Here is a 19653-nt window from a genome sequence, read left to right on the forward strand (position 1 = left end):
GGCCGCACCCCCGTCCGTGGATGCACCGGGTCTCAGGAATCTCGCGCGAGCGCCCGACCGGCCGTCCGGCCGGTCAGCAGGCAGCCCCCGAGGAACGTCCCCTCCAGCGCGTTGTACCCGTGCATCCCGCCGCCGCCGAACCCCGCCGCCTCCCCCGCGGCGTACAGCCCGGGCACCGGTGCGCCGTCGCGGCCGAGCGCCCGGCCGTCGAGGTCGGTCTGGATGCCGCCGAGCGTCTTGCGCGTGATGACCCGCAGCCGGACGGCGACGAGCGGCCCGGCGTCCGGGTCCAGCAGCCGGTGGGGCGCCGCGACCCGCAGCAGCCGGTCGCCCCGGTACCGCCGGGCGTTGTGGATGCTCTGCACCTGCGCGTCCTTCGTGAACGGGTTGGCCAGCTGGGCGTCGCGGTCCCGCACCTGCCGCTCGACGGCGCCGGGGTCGAGCAGCGGCTCCGGCGTCAGCGCGTTCATCCCCGCGACCAGCTCCCGCAGGGTGCTCGCGGTGACGAAGTCCGCGCCGCTGCGCTGGAACGCCGCGACGGGCCCGGGCGCGCCCCGCCCGAGCCGGCTCGCGAGCAGCAGCCGGTAGTCCCGGCCGGTGAGGTCGGGGTTCTGCTCCGAGCCCGACAGCGCGAGCTCCTTGGCGATGATCCGCCGCGTCAGCACGAACCAGGAGTGGTCGTGCGGGGTCAGGTCCGGGTCGGTGCGCAGCAGCCGGAGCGTGCCGATCGTGTCGTGCCCGGGCAGGCCCGGCGGGGGCAGCCGGCGCCCCAGCGCGTCCAGCCACAGGGACGACGGACCCGGCAGGATCCGGATGCCGTGCCCCGGCCACACCGGCGCCCAGTTCGCGATGCCCTCGGTGTAGTGCCACATCCGGTCCCGGTTCACCAGGCGCACGCCCTCGGCCTCCGCGAGGTCGAGCACCCGGCCGTCCACGTGGGCGGGCACGCCGGTGAGCATCGTCGCCGGCGGCGTGCCCAGCCGCTCCGGCCACCAGCGCCGCACCAGGTCGTGGTTCCCGCCGATCCCCCCGCTCGCGAGCAGCACCGCGCCCGCGCTCAGCGTGAAGTCGCCGACCACGTCGCGGTTCGACGCCACCCCGCGCGGCGTCGGGTCGTCCGCGAGCACGGACCCGTGCACCCCGGTCACGGCGCCGCCGGTGCGGACCAGCCCGTCGACGCGGTGCCGGTGCAGCAGGGTCAGCCGCCCGTCCGCCGCGGCCTCGCGCACCCGGTCCGCGAACGGCTCGACGACCCCCGTGCCGGTCCCCCACGGCACGTGGAACCGCGGCACCGAGTTGCCGTGCCCGCCGGCGCGCCCGTCGCCGCGCTCAGCCCAGCCGACCACCGGCGTGAACCGGACCCCGCGGTCCCGCAGCCACGGCAGCGCCTCCCCCGCGGCGAACTCGACGAACGCCCGGCCCCAGCGCACCGCCCACGCGTCCTCGGGCAGCTCCCCGTCGAGCCGGTCCCAGCCCGCGCTGCCCTGCCAGTCCCGCCAGGCCAGGTCGAGGGAGTCCCGGATCCCCGCGCGGCGCTGCATCGGGCTGTCGACCAGGAACAGGCCGCCGAACGACCAGAACGCCTGCCCGCCCAGGTCCGCGGGGCCCTCCTGCTCGACCACCGTGACCCGCCGGCCCGCGCGGACCAGCTCGTCCGCCGCCACCAGACCCGCCAGCCCACCACCCACGACGATGACGTCCGCGTCCACGCCGCCCCCTCGACCGCCCGGGGTGGGGCTCCGTCGCCCGCACCGGTGGGGCGACTGTAGCGACCGGCGACGTCGCCGGTCAGTCCCCGGCGAGCTCGGCGGCGCGGCGTTCGACGTCGAGGTCGCTGAGCAGGAACCCGGTCGCCTCGCGCGCCTGGACGGCCCGGTCCGCGAGGGCGTCCGCCGGGATGTCCCCGAGCGCCACGAGCTGCCCGCCCGGCGCCCACGTGCCGACCTGGTCGTCCGGCAGGTGGAGCACGCCCGCCTCGAGCAGCGCCAGGTACGTCGTGACCCACACCCGGTCCTGCTGCTCCTGCTCGGACGGGGGCCGGGACGACGCCCCGGCGAACGTCCGCTCCACGACGTCGGCGGGGAGCTGCCGGACGTCGAGCCACACCGGGACGGGCTCGGCGCCCGCGTCCTGGTACCAGTCGGTCGTCCGGTAAGTGAACGGCACCGGCAGGTCCGCCTCGGCCCGGGACACGAGGTCGGCGAACGCGGCGACGCGCCGGTCGGCCTCGGGTCCGGTCGCGCGCAGCTGGCCGCGCACGACGGCGTCGAGACCGGTCGACGCGTACAGGACGTTCTCCAGCTCGATCCCGTGGAGACGCTCGGCGTCGGGTTCGCGGTACCGGGCGGCGAAGCTCGCGAGGTCCGCCTGCCGGTAGCCCGCCACACCCTCGGCGACCCGGGCGACGCCCTCGTCGGTGCTCAACGCCACGGCGAGCAGACCCTCGACGTCCGGGCCGTCCATCACGGGGTACGCCGTGAACGGCCCGATGCTGCTGTACGCCAGGTCCCAGGTCCGGGCCGGGTAGTCGGGGCCCGCGACGCCGAACGGCGTGGCGACGTCCACCGCCACCACGTAGTGCTTGAGCAGGTCGGCGACGGGCTCCGACGCCGCTGCGGCGCGCTCCGGGGTGAACGCGGGGTTCTTCGAGAGCTGGTCGGCGACCTCGGACACCAGCAGCCCCGTCCGCTCCGGCTCCGCCGCCAGGGTGTCCGGGTCCGTGCCCACGGCGAGCGCCACCGCGGCGATCCCCGCGAAGCCGTCCCTGCTCCAGTCCCGCTCCGCGAGGTAGTAGCCGGTGCGGGCCGGGTCGGCGACGAAGAACTCCAGCGCCAGCGCCGGGTGCTGAGCGAGCTGCCCCATCGCCTCGGCCACCGGGTCAGCGCCCGGCCCGCCCAGCGGGGCACCCGTGGTCCCGTGCCGCACCCACGACGCGGCACCGACCGGGTCCGCGCGCTCGACCTCGTCCAGCGCCCACGTGACACCCCGGACCAGGTCCTGGCCGTACGCGCCGTCGGCGAGCAGGTGGCTGAGCACCGCCGCGTGGGCACCACCTGACCGGTCCAGCCGCTCGAACGCGCGCTGCTCCGCCTCGTCCGCGGTCCCCGTCGCGTACCGCACCAGGTCCGCGCCGAAGGTCTCGCCGTCGAACCCCGGCGTGGTCGACGCCGCCTGCACCGTCGACCGCAGGGCGTCCGCCAACCGGGTCAGCCCCGCCACGTCGTCGGCGCCCGCGACCCGCAGCATCGCGGCCACCGCGTCGACCGCGGCGAGGACCCCGTCCGGGCCCAGCGCGTCGACCAGGGGCGCGGCGGTGTCGTGCGCGGCGTCGACCGCGTCCGTGAGCCGGTCCACCTCGCCGGCGTCCGCGAGCGCCCTCGCGTCCCGGGCGACGGCGCGCAGCTGGTCCGCGACGCCGTCGGCCGGGTCGAGGACGGCGGTCGCCGGAGCGCAGCCCGTCACGGCGAGCAGCACCCCGACGAGCAGCAGACCCCGCGCCCTCACTCGTCCGCGGGCAGCTGCTCGGCGCCCTGGCGGGCGAGCCGCACGAGGTCGTCCAGCTCGACCGGGGCACGGTCCTCGTCCGTCGAGAGCCCGACTGCGAGCAGCCGCCACTCGTCCAGCGGGACCAGGACGAGCTCGCCCCAGGTGCCGTCGCCCGTCTCCGTCCGCCAGCCGACGGCACCCGCGTCGAGCCCGACCAGCGGCTCGATCGACCGGCCGTCGACGTCGGTGCCCGCCGCGGCGTCGGCGCACAGCGACGCGTCGTCCTCGAACCGTTCGACGATGCGCTCGGCCGTCAGCCCGTCGGACGACCGGTCGATGATGTTCGCCCCGGCCTGGACGTCCCCGCCGAACGAGAACCACGAGCCGACGAGGTCCGCCCCGACGTAACCGGCGGGGTTGAGGTCGCTGCACCACGTCCACCCCGGGGCGACCGCGTGCCGGGCGTTCTGGATCACGCGCTCCGCACCGGGCACGTCGTCCTCGTCGAGGAGCACCGGGCTGCTCGCGCAGCCGGCGAGCGCGAGAGCGACCGCACCCGCGATGAGAGCTCCCAGCCGCCTGCCGCTCACTTGTCGAACCAGTCCGTGAACGGGTCCTTGTACATGGTCAGCAGGTCCCCCTCGCTGATGACGCTCTCCATCGCCGTCGTCGCGTCGTTGTAGTAGTTCGGGATCTGCAACGGGTCGATGTCCGCAATGGAGATCAGCCTGCCGTCCGGCGCCCAGACGGAACGCGCCTCGGGCGGGACCTCGATCAGTCCCGCGTTCGCCATCGCGAGGTACGAGCTCAGGACCGCCTTCATGCGTCCGTGCTGCGCGTCGCCCGTCTGCTCGTCCCGTGCGGCGTCCTCGTTGGACCCGAACGCCTCCGTGATGCGGTCGGACGGGATCTCCTGGACCTTGCCCCACGCGGACTCGACCAGCTTGCCCCCGACCTCCCCGAACTCGTCCGCGAACGGCACCGGGACCAGCCCGACCGCCTCGGACACCAGCGACGTGAAGACCGCCACGCGCTGGTCCTCGGACTTCGCGCCCTCGATCGCGATCTCACCGACCGCGTGCTGGAGATACCCCTCCAGGCGCACGCTGGAGTCGAGGATGTTCTGCAGGCCGGTGCGGTCCGCCTCGGCTCCGCCCGCGCCCCCGTACTGGTCCTGGAACCCGCCGAGCGCCGCCTGCCGGTAGCCCGCGACGCCCTCGGCGATCCTGGCCATCCCGTCGTCCGTGCTCAGCGCCACCTTCAGCAGACCGTCGAGGCTCTCGGAGTCGAGCATCGGGTAGTCCGTCATCTCGGGGAGGAACTTCCCGGACGCGATGGTCCGCACGCCCGCAGGCGCGTCGATGCCGTTCTCGGCGGAGACCGCGCCCTCGACGGCCGGCATGTAGTGCTTGAGCAGGTCGGCGAGCGGCTCGGCGGCTCCGGCGGCGCTGTCCGCGTCGAACTCCGGGTTCTTCGGGAGCTGGTCGAAGTACCGCGAGACGAACATGCTGGTGTCGTGCCTGTCGTTCGCGATGTTCTCCGGGTCCGTCCCGATCGCGAGCGCCGCCTCGGAGATCCCCGCGAACCCGTCGCGGCTCCAGTCCCGCTCGGCGAAGTAGTACGCCGACCGCTTCTCGCCGTCGGAGTCCGAGAAGAACTCCAGGCCGAGCCCGGGGTGCTGGCCGAGCTGGCCCATCGTGGCGGCCATCGGGTCGGGCTGGTAGATCCCGTCGGTGCCGGTCCCGAGGCCGTTGAGCGGGGACGCGAACGACGCGTGGTGCGTCCAGGTCTGGGCGCGCAGCGGCTCGGCGCGCTCGAACTCGTCGAGCTCCCACGCGACCCCGCGGACGAAGTCCTCGCCGTACTCGCCGTCGCGCAGCAGGTAGTCGAGCACCGCGGCGTGCTCGCCACCGGAGGGGTAGTCCGAGGCGAACGCGTCGCGGGCGTCGTCGCTGGTCGTGTAGGTGGCGTAGCGGACCAGGTCCTCGCCGAACGTCCGGCCGTCGAAGCCCTCGTCCTGGGTCGCCGTCTGCAGGCCCGCGCGGAGCTCGCCGGCGAGCGCCCCCAGCTCCTCGACGTTCGACCCGACGTACATCATCGACGTCATGCCGTTGTAGGCGCCGAGCAGGCCGTCGGGGCCGAGCCGCTCGTACATCGGCCCCATGACCGCGGGGTCGTCGCCGAACGCGCCCAGCAGCTCGGAGTAGCGCTTCACCGTCTCGAGGTCGTTGAACCCCGTCGCGTCGCGGGCGACGCCGTCGAGCCCCGCGCCGAGCTCCTCGCCCAGCTGCGCCTTCACCTCGGGCGACACGTGCTCCCCGAGGAACGCGTACGCCTCCGGGTGCTCGAGCAGGTACTGGACCTGCTGCGAGGGCGTCTTCGCCTCGAACTCCGCGAGCTCCCGCTGCTGGGTGAGCGTCCCGAGGGTGTTGGTGTCGGTGGTGCTCGCGGTGGTGAGCGCGGCGGCGAGGGCGTCGTCGGCCGCCTGGGCGTCGTTCAGCGCGGACGTGATCTGGGTGGCGAGGTCCTGCTGGACGAGCCGGGCGTCGGCGCGCTCGGCGTCGTCCTCGTAGGTCCGGGTCGAGCGCACCGCGCCGGTGGTCGGGTCGACCGTCATCCCGTAGGACCGGGCGGTGCTCTTCGCCCCGGCGAGGCTGCTCTTCGCCGTGGTGATGGCCGCGGCGGCGGCGTCGAGCGCGTCGATCACCCCCGTGGTCTCGGAGACCTGCGTCGCGAGGGCGGCCGTCAGGGTGTCGTGCGTGGTCCGGGCCGCGTCGGCGTCGGCGAACGTCCAGGAGGCCGGCGGGCGGCCGTCGACCAGGTCGTCGTCGAGGGCGGTGAGGGTGCGGCGGTGGCTCAGGATCGACTCGGCGATGTCGGTGAGCGAGGACGGCTGCCAGGACTCCAGCTCGGCGGGGGAGACCATCAGATCGCCGTCGCCCCGAACCGGTTGAACCGGTCCGCGGTGGTCGAGTTGGCCTCGGTCCAGGCGTCGGCCGCGCTGCGCATCGACTGCGCGTGCGTCTCGGCGCTGGTCGCCCACGCGGCGTACGCGTCGGCCCACGTGGTCGCGAGCGTCGAGCCCGCGGCGCCGCTGGCGCTGCCCGGGAGCGCCGCCGCGATCTGCCCGACCTCGTCGGGGACGTGGTTGCGGACGCTCGACGCGACCCCCTCGACGGTCGTCGCCGCCGTCCGGACCTCGCCCGGCTTGATCTCTCCCACCGCAGGTTCCCCCCTGTCGACCGTGTGACCTCGGGAGAGACAGTAGAGGAACCGCTGCGTCCGCACCCGCGATCCGGTCCGCTCCGCCACACTGGGGACCGGTCGCCGCCACCCCGGCCAGACCCGACCCGCCGACCGCCCGACGCCCCGGAGTCCGCATGCCCGTGACCGCCCGCCCGTCCGCCGCCGCACGCGGCGCCCTCGCCCTGGCGTGCACGGTCGTCGGCACCGCCGCGACGCTCGCGCTCGCCGGGCCTGCCGCCGCGGAGCCGCCGCTCGACCTGCCCGGGCCGGTCACGGACCTCGCCGGGGTGCTGTCACCGGCGCAGGAGCAGGAGGTCGAGGCGGCGCTGGACCGGCTGGACGACGCGACGCCGTACCAGCTGTTCGTCGTCTACGTGGACTCGTTCGACGGTCTGGGCAACGAGCAGTGGGCAGCGGACACCGCGGCGGCGTCGGGCCTCGGGCGCGACGACATCCTGCTCGCCGTCGCCGTCGAGGACCGCCGCTACCAGGTGTCCGTGCAGGACGACATCGACCTCACCGACCGCGAGCTGACGTCGGTCGAGCAGCGGGCGATCGAGCCCGCCCTGGGCGACGACGACTGGGCGGGCGCGGCGACCGCCGCGGCGGACGCGTACGCGGACGTCCCCGGGTCCCGGGGCGCGGGGATGCGGACGTTCCTCGCGGTGGTCGGCGTCCTGGCGCTGCTCGCGGCGCTGGTCGTCGGCGGTGTCTGGCTGGTGCGCCGGCGGCGGGCCGCGGCCGAGCTCGACGCGCTCGACGACAGCGCCGCGCTGGCCCTGGTCGCCGCCGACGACGCGGTGACGACCGCCGCGCAGGAGATCGGCTTCGCCGAGGCCCGGTACGGCACCGCGGCGGTCGCCCCGTTCGCCGCGGCGCTCGGCACCGGGCGCTCGGCGCTCGCCGAGGCGTTCCGCGTCCGGCAGCTGCTCGACGACGACGAGCCCGACACGGCCGCCGAGCGCCGCGCGATGTCCGAGGCGGTCCTCGCGGGCTGCGCGCGGGTGCACGCGGTGATCGCCGAGCAGCGGACCGCCTTCGACCAGCTGCGCGACCTGCACGAGAACGCGCCGCGCGACCTGGCCGCCGCCCGCGACGAGGCCGCCCGGACCACCGAGCGGGTGGAGGCGGCGCGGGTCACGACCGCCGGGCTCACGCAGCGGTTCGCCGCGACCGCCCTGGGCGACGTCGCCGGCGCGGCGGACCGGGCCGCCGGCGGTGCCGCCGCCGCGGCGGCGCAGGCCACGTCCGGGCTGGCGGTCCTGGACACCGACCGCGTCGCCGCCGTCGAGCACGCCCAGGCGGCGTGGGCGCAGCTCCGGCTCGCCGCCGCGGACCTGGACGCCCTCGACCAGCGGGTCGCCGAGCTGGAGGCTGCCCCCGCCGCGATCGCGGCGATCTCGGCGGAGATCGACGCCGACCTCGGCGACGCCGCACGGCTCGCCGCGGGCGACGTCGCGGTGGCGACCCTCGTGGACGCCGCGCGGTCCGCGCAGGCCCAGGCCGCCGCGACCGAGCAGGCCGCCGACCCGCTCGCTGCCCTGGCCGCGCTCCAGGCCGCCGAGCGTGACCTCGACCGGCTGCTCGACCCCCTGCGAGCCGCGGAGGCCGCCCGGTACCACGCGATCGAGCGGATCCCCCAGGCGCTGCAGACCGCCCGCACCCGGATCACCTCCGCCACCGCCACGATCGCCCGCGACCGGTCCGACGTCGGCTCCGCCGCCCGCACCCGCCTCGCCGAGGCCGAGCGGCTCGCCACCCAGGCCGACGCCGCGTCCGGGACCGACCCCGTGGGCGCCCTGCGCGACCTGCGGGCCGCCGCCGAGCGTGCCGAGCAGGCCGAGCGGGCCGCGCGGTCGGACATCGCGGCGGCGCAGCGTCGGCGCGACGACGCCGCAGGGTTCGGCTCGTCGGGCGGCTGGTCCGGCGGGTCGTCGAGCGGGTGGTCGTGGGGCTCGTCGAGCTCGTCCGGCTCGCGGTCGCGGGCGTCGTGGTCCGGGCGCTCGTCGTCGGGCAGGTCCTCGTCGAGCCGGTCGTCGTCGAGCCGGTCGTCGAGCACGACGCGGTCGAGCTCGTCCTCCCGGCGCTCCGGCGGCGGTCGCCGCGGCGGCGGCGGCCGCTTCTGACCCGGCGCTCCCGCACCGCGCCCTCTCCCGCGCCCCGCTCCGTCCGCGGACGAGAGGTCACGACACGCTGACGCAGCCGCGCCGGACCCAGCGTGTCGTGACCTCTCGTCGGCCGCGGCAGCGGGGGCGGGGGCGGGGCAGGCCGGGGCGGGGCGGGGACGCAGGTCCCCGGGGACGACGAAGGCCCGGTCGCCGTGACCGGGCCCTCGTGATGCGGAGACGGTGGGATTTGAACCCACGGAAGGGTTGCCCCTTCACGACCTTAGCAGGGTCGCGCACTAGACCTGGCTATGCGACGTCTCCAGACTGCGCCACAGTACCGGGCGGCACGGGCACCGGGCAAAACGCCGGACGGTCAGCGCTCGAACGCCCACTCCCGGTCGGTCAGCATCCGCGCGATGGCCAGGCCCATCGCGAGCGCGACCACCACCAGACCGGCCTGCACGCCGTAGGCCAGCGCCTCGGTGGTGTCGCCGTTCGACAGGTAGAACACCGACCGGTACGCGGCCACGCCGGGCACCATGATGACGACCGCGGGCACGGACACGGTGATCCGCGGGACGCCGAGCCGGGGTGCGACCAGCGCGGCCAGCAGCCCGACGAGCAGCGCCGCACCGGCGGCCGCGGCCTGCGGGGCGAGGCCGGTGTCGACCAGGTACAGCCGGCCCGTGTTCGCGAGCATCCCGACGGCCGCGGCACCCAGGGCCATCCGCCACGGGCTGTTGAACATCAGCGCGAACCCGAGGACGCCCACGAAGCTCGCGGCCGCGCGCAGGGGCAGCAGCGCGGCGGGCTCGATGGTGACCGCGACCTCCGGGTCCGGGGTCAGCCCCACCGCGATGGACACGCCCCACACCGCGAGCGCCGCCGAGGTCAGGATCATCATCGCGTAGGTCAGGCGGGCGACCCCGGCGGAGAAGTCGAGCTTCGCGAGGTCCAGCCCGCCGGTGACCAGCGGGAACCCGGGGACGAGGAACAGCACCGCGGACACGTACCCCGCGGCGTGCCGGACCTCGGTCGCGCCGAGCCCGTGCAGCGCGGACACCACCCCGAGGTAGGCGAGGCAGGCCAGCGCGGCGGCGAGCATCGTGACGCCGAACTGGTTGAACCCCCGGTGCACCAGCAGCCGGCGGGCGAGCTGCCCGAGCCACGCGGCGACGAACGCGCCGGCCATCTCGATCGGTCCGCCGTGGTTGAGGAACGCGAACGCCGCGCACGCGACCGCCGCCCACAGCGCGTTGACGGCCGCCGGGTACAGCGGGGGCTTGCGCTCGATGCGGTCGAGGGCGCCCGAGACCTCCTCGACCGTGGCGGAGCCGCCCGCGGCGGTCCGGGCGGCGAGCGACCCCGCCAGGCGCTCGAGCTCCGCGAGCCGGTCGGCGTTGATGCCGACGCTGCGGACCTCCGCGACCTCGGTGCGGAAGCTCGGGCCGCGGTGGGAGGTCGTGGTGATCTCGGTCAGGGTGACGTGCGCGGCGTGCCGGTCGACGCCGAGCGCGTGCGCGACGCGCGCCATCGAGGACTTCACGCGGTACGAGCCGGTGCCGGCGGACAGGCTGAGGCGCCCGACGCGCAGGGCGACGCCGGACTGCCGGATGAGCAGGAGCTCGTCGTCGGTGGGCTGGGTGGGCACGGGCTCCATGATGGCGGCCCGCGGGCCCGGCGGACGGGACGTCGGTCCGCCGCGCGCCGATACTGGCCGGGTGCCCGCGACCCCACCCACGCCCCCGACGCCCCCGACCCGCTGCCCCTGCCTCAGCGGGGAGACCTACGCGGCCTGCTGCGGACCGCTGCACGCCGGCACCGCGACGGCCGCGACCGCCGAGCAGCTGATGCGGTCCCGGTACAGCGCGTTCGCGGTCGGCGACGCCGCCTACCTGCGGGCCACCTGGCACCCGTCGACCCGGCCGGCGGACCTGGACCTCGACCCGGAGGTGCGCTGGTCCCGGCTCGACGTGCTCGCGACCTCGGGCGGCGGGCCGTTCGACCGCGCGGGCACCGTCGAGTTCCGGGCGCACCACCGGCACCCGACCGGGTCGCTGCACGAGGTCAGCCGGTTTACCCGGGAGGGCGGCCGCTGGCTGTACGTCGACGGCGTGACCGGCTGACCAGGCGGTCCGGCGTCCCGGGACGGACCGGCGTCCGCTAGCGTGCTGGCCGACGGCGACGACGCCGAGGACGGAGCAGCACCGTGTACCTGGACCTGGCCGAGCCGCAGCTGTGGGCGCACACGAGCGCGCTCGTGGAGCCCGACGACTTCGACGACTTCTGGGCGTCGACCCTCGCCGAGGGCCGTGCCGCGAGCGGGGCCCCGCAGGTGCGTCGGGTGCACACCCCGCTGACGACGGTCGACGTGTGGGACGTGACGTTCGGCGGGTTCGGGGGCGACCCGGTCCGCGCCTGGTACCGCCGGCCCGCGGGCGTCGACGCGGACCTGCCGGTCGTCGTGCAGTTCATCGGCTACGGCGGCGGCCGCGGCGAGCCCACCGACAACCTGCTGTGGGCGTCCGCCGGGTACGCGCACCTGTACGTCGACAGCCGCGGTCAGGGGTCCGGCTGGAGCCGCGGCGACACCCCCGACCCGTGGGGCACCGGCCCGCAGTCGCCCGGCGTGATGACCCGGGGCATCGAGGACCCGTCGACCTACTACTACCGGCGGCTGCTCGCCGACGCGGCGCTGGCCGTGGACGCCGCGCGCGCCCTGCCCGGGGTCGACCCCGACCGCGTCGCGGTGGTCGGCGGCAGCCAGGGCGGGGCGATGGCCCTGGCCGCGGGCGCGCTGGCCACGGACGTCGGGGCGGTGGTCGCGCACGTGCCGTTCCTCTGCGACGTCGCGCGGGCGATCACGATCACCGACGCGAAGCCGTTCGGGGAGGTCGTCGAGTACCTGCGCGTGCACCGCGACACCGACGAGCGGGTGCTGCGGACGTTGTCCTACGTCGACGGCGTGGCATTCTCCCGCCGGGGCACGGCGCCCGCGCGGTTCGCCGTCGCGCTGATGGACCCGGTGGTGCCGCCGTCGACGGTGGTCGCCGCGCACCAGGCCTGGCAGGGGCCGAAGGAGCTGCGGGTCTGGCGGTACAACGGCCACGAGGCCGGCGGCCCGGTCGACGACCGCGAGGCCGTCGAGTTCGTCGCGACCGCACTGGCCTGAGCCCGCCGCCGGCGGCCGGGTCGCGCGGCGGCCGGCCGCGGGTCGCCGAGACAGGACGTCCGCGCCGAGACGGGGCCGCCGGACGACCTACCTCGGCGCGGCGGTCCTATCTCGGCGGCACCAGGAGCGGCAGCGCGGGCGGCACCGGGAGCGACACCGCGGGCGGCAGCGGGGCGTACGTCACCGCGTCGACGTGCGCGACCGTCGTCGTCGGGCGGCCGTGGCTCGCGCCGTGGACGCCGAGCCAGATGCCGAGGAACCCGCCGGTCGCGACGCTGTCCAGGGTGCGCAGGTCGGCGCGGCCGACGACGACCGGGTCCGCGTCGCCGAGCCCGGCGAGCAGGTCGACGTCGACCCCCCGGACGCGGGCGACCAGCGTCAGCGGCAGCGCCGGGTCGCCGGGGAGCGCCGCCTGCCCGAGGTCGTGCTCGGCGTCGCCGTCCTGGTGCCGCACCGCCGCGCGCAGCCCGCCGCGGCCGTCGGGGGTCACCGCGAGCCGGACGTGGTGCCGCTCCGACTGCCGGACGGTCAGCCCGACCTCCTCGCCGTCCGCGAGCGCCGTGCGCAGCGTGACGTGCAGGTCCGCGTCGTGGTGCTGGAGCCGCAGGCCGAGGAACGCGGGCACCTCGACCTCGGCGGGTGCCGCGGGCCGCAGGGGCAGGTCCCAGCCGGTGCCGCGCGGCGTCGCCACGTCGGTCGGCAGGGCCCGGACGGCGCACCACCGCAGGTCGTCGGACGGGACCGGGCCCGCGACGGCGCCCTGGACCGCGCCCGGGTGCCACGCGTCGCCCGGCACCTCGACCTCCGTGGGCACGCGTCCCACGCCGCGCGCGAGCACCGGCCAGCCGTCCTCCCAGGTCACGGGGACCAGGAACGTCTCGCGGCCGAGCGGGTAGTGGTAGCCGCCGTAGGGCCGCATGCCGAGCAGCACCGCCCACCAGGTGCCGTCGGGCGCCTCGACCAGGTCGGCGTGCCCGACCCCGACCACGTCGCCGCCGTGCCCGAGGTGCCGGTGGGTGAGCACCGGGTTGCCGCGGTTGCCGATGTACGGCCCGGTGACGTGGTCGGCCCGGGCGACGCAGACGGCGTGGTGGTGCTCGGTGCCGCCCTCGGCCGCCACCAGCAGGTAGCCGTCGCCGACCCGGTAGAGGTGCGGGCCCTCCGCCCAGACGGCGCCGTGCAGGGCGCCGGTCCAGATGACGTGCTCGGGCCCGACGAGCCGCCGGGTCGTGAGGTCGAGCTCGCGGACCCAGACCTCCGTCTGGTGGTGCCACTGCGGGTCGCGGGCGAGCCGGGTCGCGTGGAACCAGGCCCGGCCGTCGTCGTCGATCAGCAGGGACGGGTCGATGCCGACGCCCTCGAGGTGCACGGGGTCGGACCACGGGCCCGCGGCGTCCTCGGCGGTGAGCAGCACGTGCCCGCCTCGGGAGTCGTCCTGCTGGTCGACGAGCGTGCACACCAGCCAGAACAGCCCGTCGTGGTGCCGCAGCGTCGGGGCGTAGAGGCCGCTGGACGACGCGAGCCCCGTGTAGTCCAGCCCGCCGGGGCCGAGCTGCCCGGGCCGGTGCACGACGTGCCCGACCTGCTCCCAGCTCACCAGGTCGGTGCTGCGCAGCACCGGCAGGCCGGGCAGGTACTCGAACGTCGACGTGACGAGGTAGTAGGTGTCCCCGACCCGGCAGACCGACGGGTCGGGGTAGCACCCGGGCAGGACGGGGTTCGGGACCCGGACCGTCACAGGGGCATGACCTTCACCTCGACCAGCCGCGGGTCCGCGCCGGTGACCTCGTGCACGTCGCCGGTCACGACCAGCGTCGCCCGCGGGGTCGCGGCGCCGGGCAGGTCGACGACGTCCCGGTCGCGGGCGCTGCGGATCGCGCCGCCGGTCGTGCCGCCGAGCTCGCCGGGCGCGGCGCCCGCGGGGTCGACGTGCGCCGCTGCGGCGTGGGACCCGGCCCAGACCTCGACGTCGCCGGGCTCGACGACCCGGACCACCCGCCGGTCCGCGAACGCGAGCCGGGTCGTGGGCACCCGGAACGTCACCCGCCGCGACTCGCCGGGCTCGAGGTCCACGCGGCCGTAGCCGAGCAGCTGCGCCACCGGGCGCGGGATGCTGCCGAGCAGGTCCCGGGCGTAGAGCTGGACCGTCTCGGTGCCGGCGACGGTGCCCGTGTTCGTGACCGTCACCGCCGCCTCGAACGCGCCGTCCGTCGCGACGGACGGGTCGACCGCGAGGTCCGCGTAGGCGAACGTCGTGTAGCCGAGCCCGAACCCGAACGGCCGGACCGGCGTGGGGTCGGTGGACGTGACGTCGGAGGGACCGCCGAGCACCGGGTGCAGGTAGCCGTGCGGCTGCGCCCCGGCGGCGCGCGGCAGGGACACCGGCAGCCGGCCCGAGGGGTTGACCACCCCGGTCAGGACGTCGGCGAGCGCGTCGCCGCCCCCCTCGCCGGGGAAGAACGCCTGCACGACGGCCGCGGGTCGCGGGCCGGTCCCGTCGAGGGCCCAGCCGATCGCGTACGGCCGGCCGGTGAGCAGCACCAGCACCACCGGCGTGCCCGTGGCGACGACGGCCTCGACCAGCTCGCGCTGGACACCGGGCAGGTCGAGCGACTGGACGTCGTTGCCCTCCCCCACCGTGCCGCGGCCGAACAGCCCGGCCTGGTCGCCGACGACGACCACCGCGACGTCCGCCCCCGTCGCCGCCTCGACGGCCGCCGCGAACCCGCTGCGGTCGTCGCCCTCGACGGTGCAGCCCTCGGCGACGACGAGCTCGGGCCGTTCGGCCCCCGCACGGTCGAACGCCGGGCCCAGCGCGTCGAGCACGCTGGCGATCTCGAACCCGAACGGCAGCCCCGGGTGGTGCGCCAGCACGTGGTTGGCGAACGAGTAGCAGCCCATCAGCGCCTCGGGCCGGGCCGCGTTGGGCCCCAGCACCGCGACCCGCGCCGGCGCGGTGCGTCCCGGACCGGCGAGCGGCAGGACGCCGTCGTCGGCCAGCAGCACCACGGACTCCTGCGCGAGCCGCCGGGCGAGCGCGCGCTGCCGCGGGGAGTCCAGGTCGATGCCGGTCGGCGGCTCGTCGGCGAACGCGTCCGGGTCCAGCAGGCCGAGCTCCTCCTTCTGCGCGAGCACGCGCAGGACGGCCCGGTCGACCAGCGCCTCGTCGAGCAGCCCGGCGCGCACCCGCGCGGCGAGCGGCTCCAGGTAGGCGTCGCCGGTCGGCAGCTCGACGTCGATCCCGGCCTCGAGGGCCTGCGCCGCGGCCTCGCCCCGGTCGGCGGCGACGCCGTGCATCACCTCGAGGAACGCGACGGCGAAGTAGTCCGCGACCACGACGCCGTCGAAGCCCCAGGTGTCGCGCAGCAGCGTCGTCAGGTGCTCCGTGCTCGCGGCCATCGGCACGCCGTCGACCGTCGCGTAGGAGTTCATCACGGACCGGGCGCCGCCGTCGCGGACGGCCATCTCGAACGGCGGCAGGTAGACGTCCGCCATCTCGCGCGGCCCGGCGCTGACCGGGGCGTGGTTGCGCCCCGCGGCCGACCCGGAGTACCCGGCGAAGTGCTTGAGGGTGGCGTGCACCCCCGCCTCCTGCAGTCCCCGCACGTACGCGGTGCCGATGGTGCCGACCAGGTACGGGTCCTCGCCGATGCACTCGTCGACCCGCCCCCAGCGCGGGTCGCGGACCACGTCGAGCACCGGTGCCAGGCCCTGGTGCACGCCGATCTCCCGCATCGAGTCCCCGATCGCCCGGGCGGCCTCCTGCACCAGGTCCGGGTCGAACGACGCGCCCCACGCCAGCGGGGTCGGGTACGTCGCGGCCCGCCACGCGGCCAGACCGGTGAGGCACTCCTCGTGCACCAGCGCGGGGATCCCGAGGCGGGTCTCGCGCTGCAGGCGGCGCTGCTCGGCCCACAGCCACGCGGCGCGCTCGTCGGGCTCCACCGGCCGGGTGCCGTACACCCGGGTGTAGTGCCCGATGCCGTGCCGGGTGATCTCCGGCAGCGCGGACGCGTCCGCCTGACCGGCGGCCATCTCGGACTGCATCGGCGCGACGGTGCCGTTCTGGTCGAGCCAGTAGCCGACCAGCTGGGCGAGCTTCTCCTCCAGGGTCATCCGGGCGTGCAGCGCCTGCACCCGCTCGGAGGTCGGGTGTGCTGCGGGGGTCTCGGGCACGCGGGCCTTCTCCTTCGACGTGGTCATCGGTGAGCTGCGCTCAGCCCTTGACGGCACCGGTCAGACCGCCCACGATCCTCCGCTCGAAGAGCGAGAAGAAGATCAGCGCGGGGATCATCGACAGGGACGTGAACGCCAGCACCCGGGCGGTGTCGACGGAGTACTGCGACGCGAACGACTGCACGCCCAGCGGGAGCGTGTAGGAGGTCTCGTCGTTGAGGATGAACAGCGGCAGCATGTAGCTGTTCCAGCTCGCGACGAACGCGAGGATGCCGACCGTGACGACGCCGGGCACCGACAGCGGCACGACCATCCGGAAGAAGAACCCGAGGCGGCTCGCGCCGTCGATGGCCGCGGCCTCCTCGATCTCCTGGGGGATGGCCCGCAGGAACGGCACCAGGATGATGATCGTCGTCGGCAGCGCGAACGCGATCTGCGGGAGGATGATCCCCGCGAGGCTGTTCATCAGGCCGAGGCTCTTGATCATCAGGTACAGCGGGGTGATCGCCACGGTCATCGGGAACATCAGGCCGGCGGCGAACAGCGCGTAGAGCGCGCCGCGGGCGTTGAACCGGTACCGGGCGAGGACGAAGCTCGCCATCACGCCCAGCACCACGACCCCGATGGTGGTGCCGATGCCGCAGATCGCGGAGTTCGCGGCCTGCCGCCAGAACAGCGAGCTGCCCAGCACGTCGCCGTAGTTCCCGAACTCCCACGTGGTCGGGAAGCCGGACGGGTCCTGGGTGATCTGCGCGTTGGTCCGCAGGCCGCCGAGGACGATGTACGCGACCGGCCCGATGCACACGGCGACCAGCAGCCACGCGACCACGTAGACCAGCGGGTTGACCTTCTCGAACCGGGAGACCTTGCGGACGGCGCCCCGGGACCGCGGCCCCGGGACGGGCGGAGCCTGCACGGCGACGGCGGCCATCACTTCTTCCCTCCGGTGAGCGCGCCCTCGGTGTCCCGGCGGAGCACGAAGCGCTGGTAGGTCAGGGCGATCACCAGCGAGATCACGAACAGGACGACCGCGACGGCGTTGCCGAAGCCGTAGTTCCCGGCGTTGCGGCCGTTGGCCACCATGTACGTCGCCATCGTCGAGGTGCCCGCGGTCGCTGCCACGTACTGGCCCCAGATGATGTAGACGAGGTCGAACAGCTGGAGCGAGCCGATGATCGACAGGAACGCCCAGATGCGGATCGTCGGGCCGAGCAGCGGCAGGGTGATCGCGCGCTGGCTCTGCCAGTAGGACGCGCCGTCGATGGCGGCGGCCTCGTGCAGCTCCTCGGGGATGGACTGCAGCCCGGCGAGGAACAGGATCACCGCGAACCCGATGTACTTCCACGTGATGATGAGCATGAGCGACCAGATCGCGACCTTCGGGTCGGACAGCCAGTCGACGGCCCACCCCTCCAGGCCGATCTTCCCCAGCAGGTCGTTGACGGCCCCGGAGGTCTGGAGCATCAGGCTCCAGCCCGTCCCGACGATGACCTCGGCGATCACGTACGGCACGAAGATCAGCACCCGGATCAGGGAGCGGCCGCGGATCCGCCGGTTCAGCAGCAGGGCGAGCACCACCGCGGCCGGACCCTGCAGCAGCAGGGACAGCACCACGATGACGCCGTTGTGCCGCAGGGCGTCGAGGAACGTCGGGTCCTTGAGGATCGTCAGGTAGTTCTCGAACCCGACGAAGTCCGTGGGGGGCCCGAAGCCCTTCCACTTGTAGAACCCGTAGTAGGCCGCCATCAGCACGGGGAAGATCACGAACGCCAGGAAGATCAGGACGGCCGGGCCGGCGAGCAGCCCGATCTCCGTCCGCTGGCGCCAGGCGCCGCGGTTCCCCGGCTTGCGCCGGAGCCGGGCGGCCGGGGCCGGCGCCGTGGTGGCACCGTCCCCGGCCGCGACCGGAGCCGCGGGCGACGTCGTCACGAGTCGCGCGTCGCTCATCGCTGTCGACTACTCCTTGGCAGCAGCGTCGTTGACGGCGCTGACGATGCCGTCCGCGTCACCCGAGCCGGCGAGCATGTCGACGACGCTGGTGTTGAGGGCGTTGCCGATGTTCTGGCCGAACAGGGTGTCGAGCCACACCGACACGTACGCGGCGTCGTTGTACGCGGCGAGGATGTCCTGCAGCGCGGGCTCGGTCACGACGGACTGGGCGTCCTTGCTGGCGGGCAGGGTGTGGAACGCCTCGGCGTAGCCCTCCTGCTGCTCCTGACCCAGGATGAAGTTGAGGAACGCGGCGCACTCCTCCTGCGGGGCCTGCGCGGAGCAGGAGAACCCGTCGACGCCACCCATCATCGCGGTGGGGTCGCCCTTGCCACCGTCGACCTCGGGGAACGGGAACCAACCGAGGTCCGCCAGCGGCTTCTGGTCGGGCGTCAGCGACGCGATCACGCCCGGGTCCCAGGCGCCCATGAGCTCCATCGCCGCCTGGTGGTTGGCGATCAGGCCCGCGGACGAGCCCGCGCCCTGCTGCGCGGAGGTGGTGAGGTAGCCGTCGTTGAACGGCTCGGTGCCGGCGAAGTCGGCGAACTCCTCGCCCGCCTGGGTCCAGCACGGGTCGTCGAACGTCCGGTCCTTGGCGGCCTGGTCCATCGTGTCCTGCGAGCAGGCCCGCAGCGCGAAGAAGTAGTACCAGTGCGCGGCCGGCCAGGCGTCCTTGGCGCCCAGCGCGATCGGCGCGATGCCCGCGGCCTTCAGCTGGTCGACCGCGGTCTCGAGCTCGGCCATCGTCGTCGGCGTCTCGGTGATGCCGGCCTGGGCGAACAGGTCCTTGCTGTAGTAGATGCCGCCCGGGAGCACGGACACCGGCATGCCGTAGACCTTGCCGTCGACGGAGAACGCGCTGAACGCGCCGTCGCCGACGGCCGTCTTGGTGGCGTCGTCGACCAGGTCGGTCAGGTCCATCGCCTGCCCGGCCTCGACGACGTCGGCGAGCTTGCCGCCGCCGCGGGCCATGAAGATGTCGGGGGCGTCGCCGGAGTTGAGGGCGGTCTGGAGCTTGCCGTCCATGTCCTCGTTCTGGATGGACTGGATGGTGATCGTGACGCCGGGGTTGGCCTCCTCGAAGGCGGCGACCGTGTCCTCCCAGTACGCCTTGCCCTCCCCGGTGGTGGAGTTGTGCCAGAACGTCATCTCCACGGAGCCGTCGCTGCTGCCGGAGCCGCCGTCGTCGCCTCCGCCGCACGCGCTCAGGCCCATCGCTCCCATGAGCACGGCGGCCGAGAGCGCCAGTGTCTTCCTCGCCATCATCTGATCTGTCCTCTTCGTCGAGTGACCGTCTCGCGGTCGTCGCTGACCGGGCAGAGCGACTCTGACAGGGACAAAACGGCATGTCAACCGTTATCGATAACGTTTTCGTTACCGGTATCGGACTCCGCGCAGGTCGCCGCGGCGGTCGAGGTCGAGGGTTTCGCGGGCTGGGGTGCCCGGAAACCCTCGACCTCGCGCGAAACCCTCGAC

14 protein-coding genes and 1 tRNA gene are annotated in these 19653 nt (G+C 75.0%); 3 read left to right on the top strand and 12 right to left on the bottom strand.

What is annotated here, in order from left to right; genetic code table 11:
• Positions 1–32 precede the first annotated feature (32 nt).
• The 5 genes from ACFVXN_RS12130 to ACFVXN_RS12150 form a co-directional block, all read right to left on the bottom strand.
• Positions 33–1709, bottom strand: a complete 1677-nt coding sequence (locus ACFVXN_RS12130; RefSeq protein WP_389232338.1) for an FAD-binding dehydrogenase — start codon at positions 1707–1709, stop codon at positions 33–35.
• Positions 1710–1788: 79 nt separating this feature from the next.
• On the bottom strand, positions 1789–3504 hold the full coding sequence (locus ACFVXN_RS12135) for a hypothetical protein (RefSeq protein ID WP_389232341.1): 1716 nt from the start codon (positions 3502–3504) through the stop codon (positions 1789–1791).
• Positions 3501–4076 carry a hypothetical protein gene (locus tag ACFVXN_RS12140; protein WP_389232344.1) on the bottom strand — a complete coding sequence of 192 codons (576 nt, stop codon included), beginning with the start codon at positions 4074–4076 and terminating at the stop codon, positions 3501–3503. Before ACFVXN_RS12140 ends, ACFVXN_RS12135 begins: the two co-directional genes overlap by 4 nt.
• Positions 4073–6412 (bottom strand): hypothetical protein, encoded by a 2340-nt coding sequence (locus ACFVXN_RS12145; RefSeq protein ID WP_389232346.1) that lies wholly within the window; start codon positions 6410–6412, stop codon positions 4073–4075. Before ACFVXN_RS12145 ends, ACFVXN_RS12140 begins: the two co-directional genes overlap by 4 nt.
• Positions 6412–6708 (bottom strand): hypothetical protein, encoded by a 297-nt coding sequence (locus tag ACFVXN_RS12150; protein ID WP_389232349.1) that lies wholly within the window; start codon positions 6706–6708, stop codon positions 6412–6414. Before ACFVXN_RS12150 ends, ACFVXN_RS12145 begins: the two co-directional genes overlap by 1 nt.
• A 158-nt stretch (positions 6709–6866) precedes the next feature.
• On the opposite strand from ACFVXN_RS12150, the gene ACFVXN_RS12155 reads away from it, so the two are divergent.
• Positions 6867–8858: a TPM domain-containing protein gene (locus tag ACFVXN_RS12155; protein WP_389232351.1), complete on the top strand. Its 1992-nt coding sequence runs from the start codon at positions 6867–6869 to the stop codon at positions 8856–8858.
• Positions 8859–9072: 214 nt separating this feature from the next.
• Here the strand turns inward: ACFVXN_RS12155 and ACFVXN_RS12160 are convergent.
• Positions 9073–9161 (bottom strand) — tRNA-Ser (locus tag ACFVXN_RS12160).
• Between the two features lie 52 nt (positions 9162–9213).
• Positions 9214–10500 carry a threonine/serine exporter ThrE family protein gene (locus tag ACFVXN_RS12165; protein WP_389232354.1) on the bottom strand — a complete coding sequence of 429 codons (1287 nt, stop codon included), beginning with the start codon at positions 10498–10500 and terminating at the stop codon, positions 9214–9216.
• Between the two features lie 61 nt (positions 10501–10561).
• On the opposite strand from ACFVXN_RS12165, the gene ACFVXN_RS12170 reads away from it, so the two are divergent.
• Positions 10562–10966 carry a YchJ family protein gene (locus ACFVXN_RS12170; RefSeq protein ID WP_389232357.1) on the top strand — a complete coding sequence of 135 codons (405 nt, stop codon included), beginning with the start codon at positions 10562–10564 and terminating at the stop codon, positions 10964–10966.
• Positions 10967–11049: 83 nt separating this feature from the next.
• Positions 11050–12012: an acetylxylan esterase gene (locus tag ACFVXN_RS12175; protein ID WP_389232360.1), complete on the top strand. Its 963-nt coding sequence runs from the start codon at positions 11050–11052 to the stop codon at positions 12010–12012.
• A gap of 106 nt (positions 12013–12118) precedes the next feature.
• On the opposite strand, the gene ACFVXN_RS12180 is transcribed toward ACFVXN_RS12175, so the two are convergent.
• The 5 genes from ACFVXN_RS12180 to ACFVXN_RS12200 are packed head-to-tail and all read right to left on the bottom strand — an operon-like array spanning position 12119 to position 19443.
• Positions 12119–13750 carry a family 43 glycosylhydrolase gene (locus ACFVXN_RS12180; protein ID WP_389232363.1) on the bottom strand — a complete coding sequence of 544 codons (1632 nt, stop codon included), beginning with the start codon at positions 13748–13750 and terminating at the stop codon, positions 12119–12121.
• Positions 13747–16215 carry a beta-glucosidase gene (locus tag ACFVXN_RS12185; RefSeq protein ID WP_389232366.1) on the bottom strand — a complete coding sequence of 823 codons (2469 nt, stop codon included), beginning with the start codon at positions 16213–16215 and terminating at the stop codon, positions 13747–13749. Before ACFVXN_RS12185 ends, ACFVXN_RS12180 begins: the two co-directional genes overlap by 4 nt.
• Positions 16216–16228: 13 nt before the next feature.
• Positions 16229–17119 carry a carbohydrate ABC transporter permease gene (locus ACFVXN_RS12190; protein WP_389232369.1) on the bottom strand — a complete coding sequence of 297 codons (891 nt, stop codon included), beginning with the start codon at positions 17117–17119 and terminating at the stop codon, positions 16229–16231.
• Positions 17119–18135 (bottom strand): carbohydrate ABC transporter permease, encoded by a 1017-nt coding sequence (locus ACFVXN_RS12195; RefSeq protein WP_389232372.1) that lies wholly within the window; start codon positions 18133–18135, stop codon positions 17119–17121. Before ACFVXN_RS12195 ends, ACFVXN_RS12190 begins: the two co-directional genes overlap by 1 nt.
• Positions 18136–18144: 9 nt before the next feature.
• Positions 18145–19443, bottom strand: coding sequence for an extracellular solute-binding protein (locus ACFVXN_RS12200; protein ID WP_389232375.1), 1299 nt, complete (start codon positions 19441–19443; stop codon positions 18145–18147).
• Positions 19444–19653 lie beyond the last annotated feature (210 nt).

This window comes from Cellulomonas sp. NPDC058312, from assembly GCF_042880135.1.
In the GTDB taxonomy this organism is placed as follows: domain Bacteria; phylum Actinomycetota; class Actinomycetes; order Actinomycetales; family Cellulomonadaceae; genus Cellulomonas.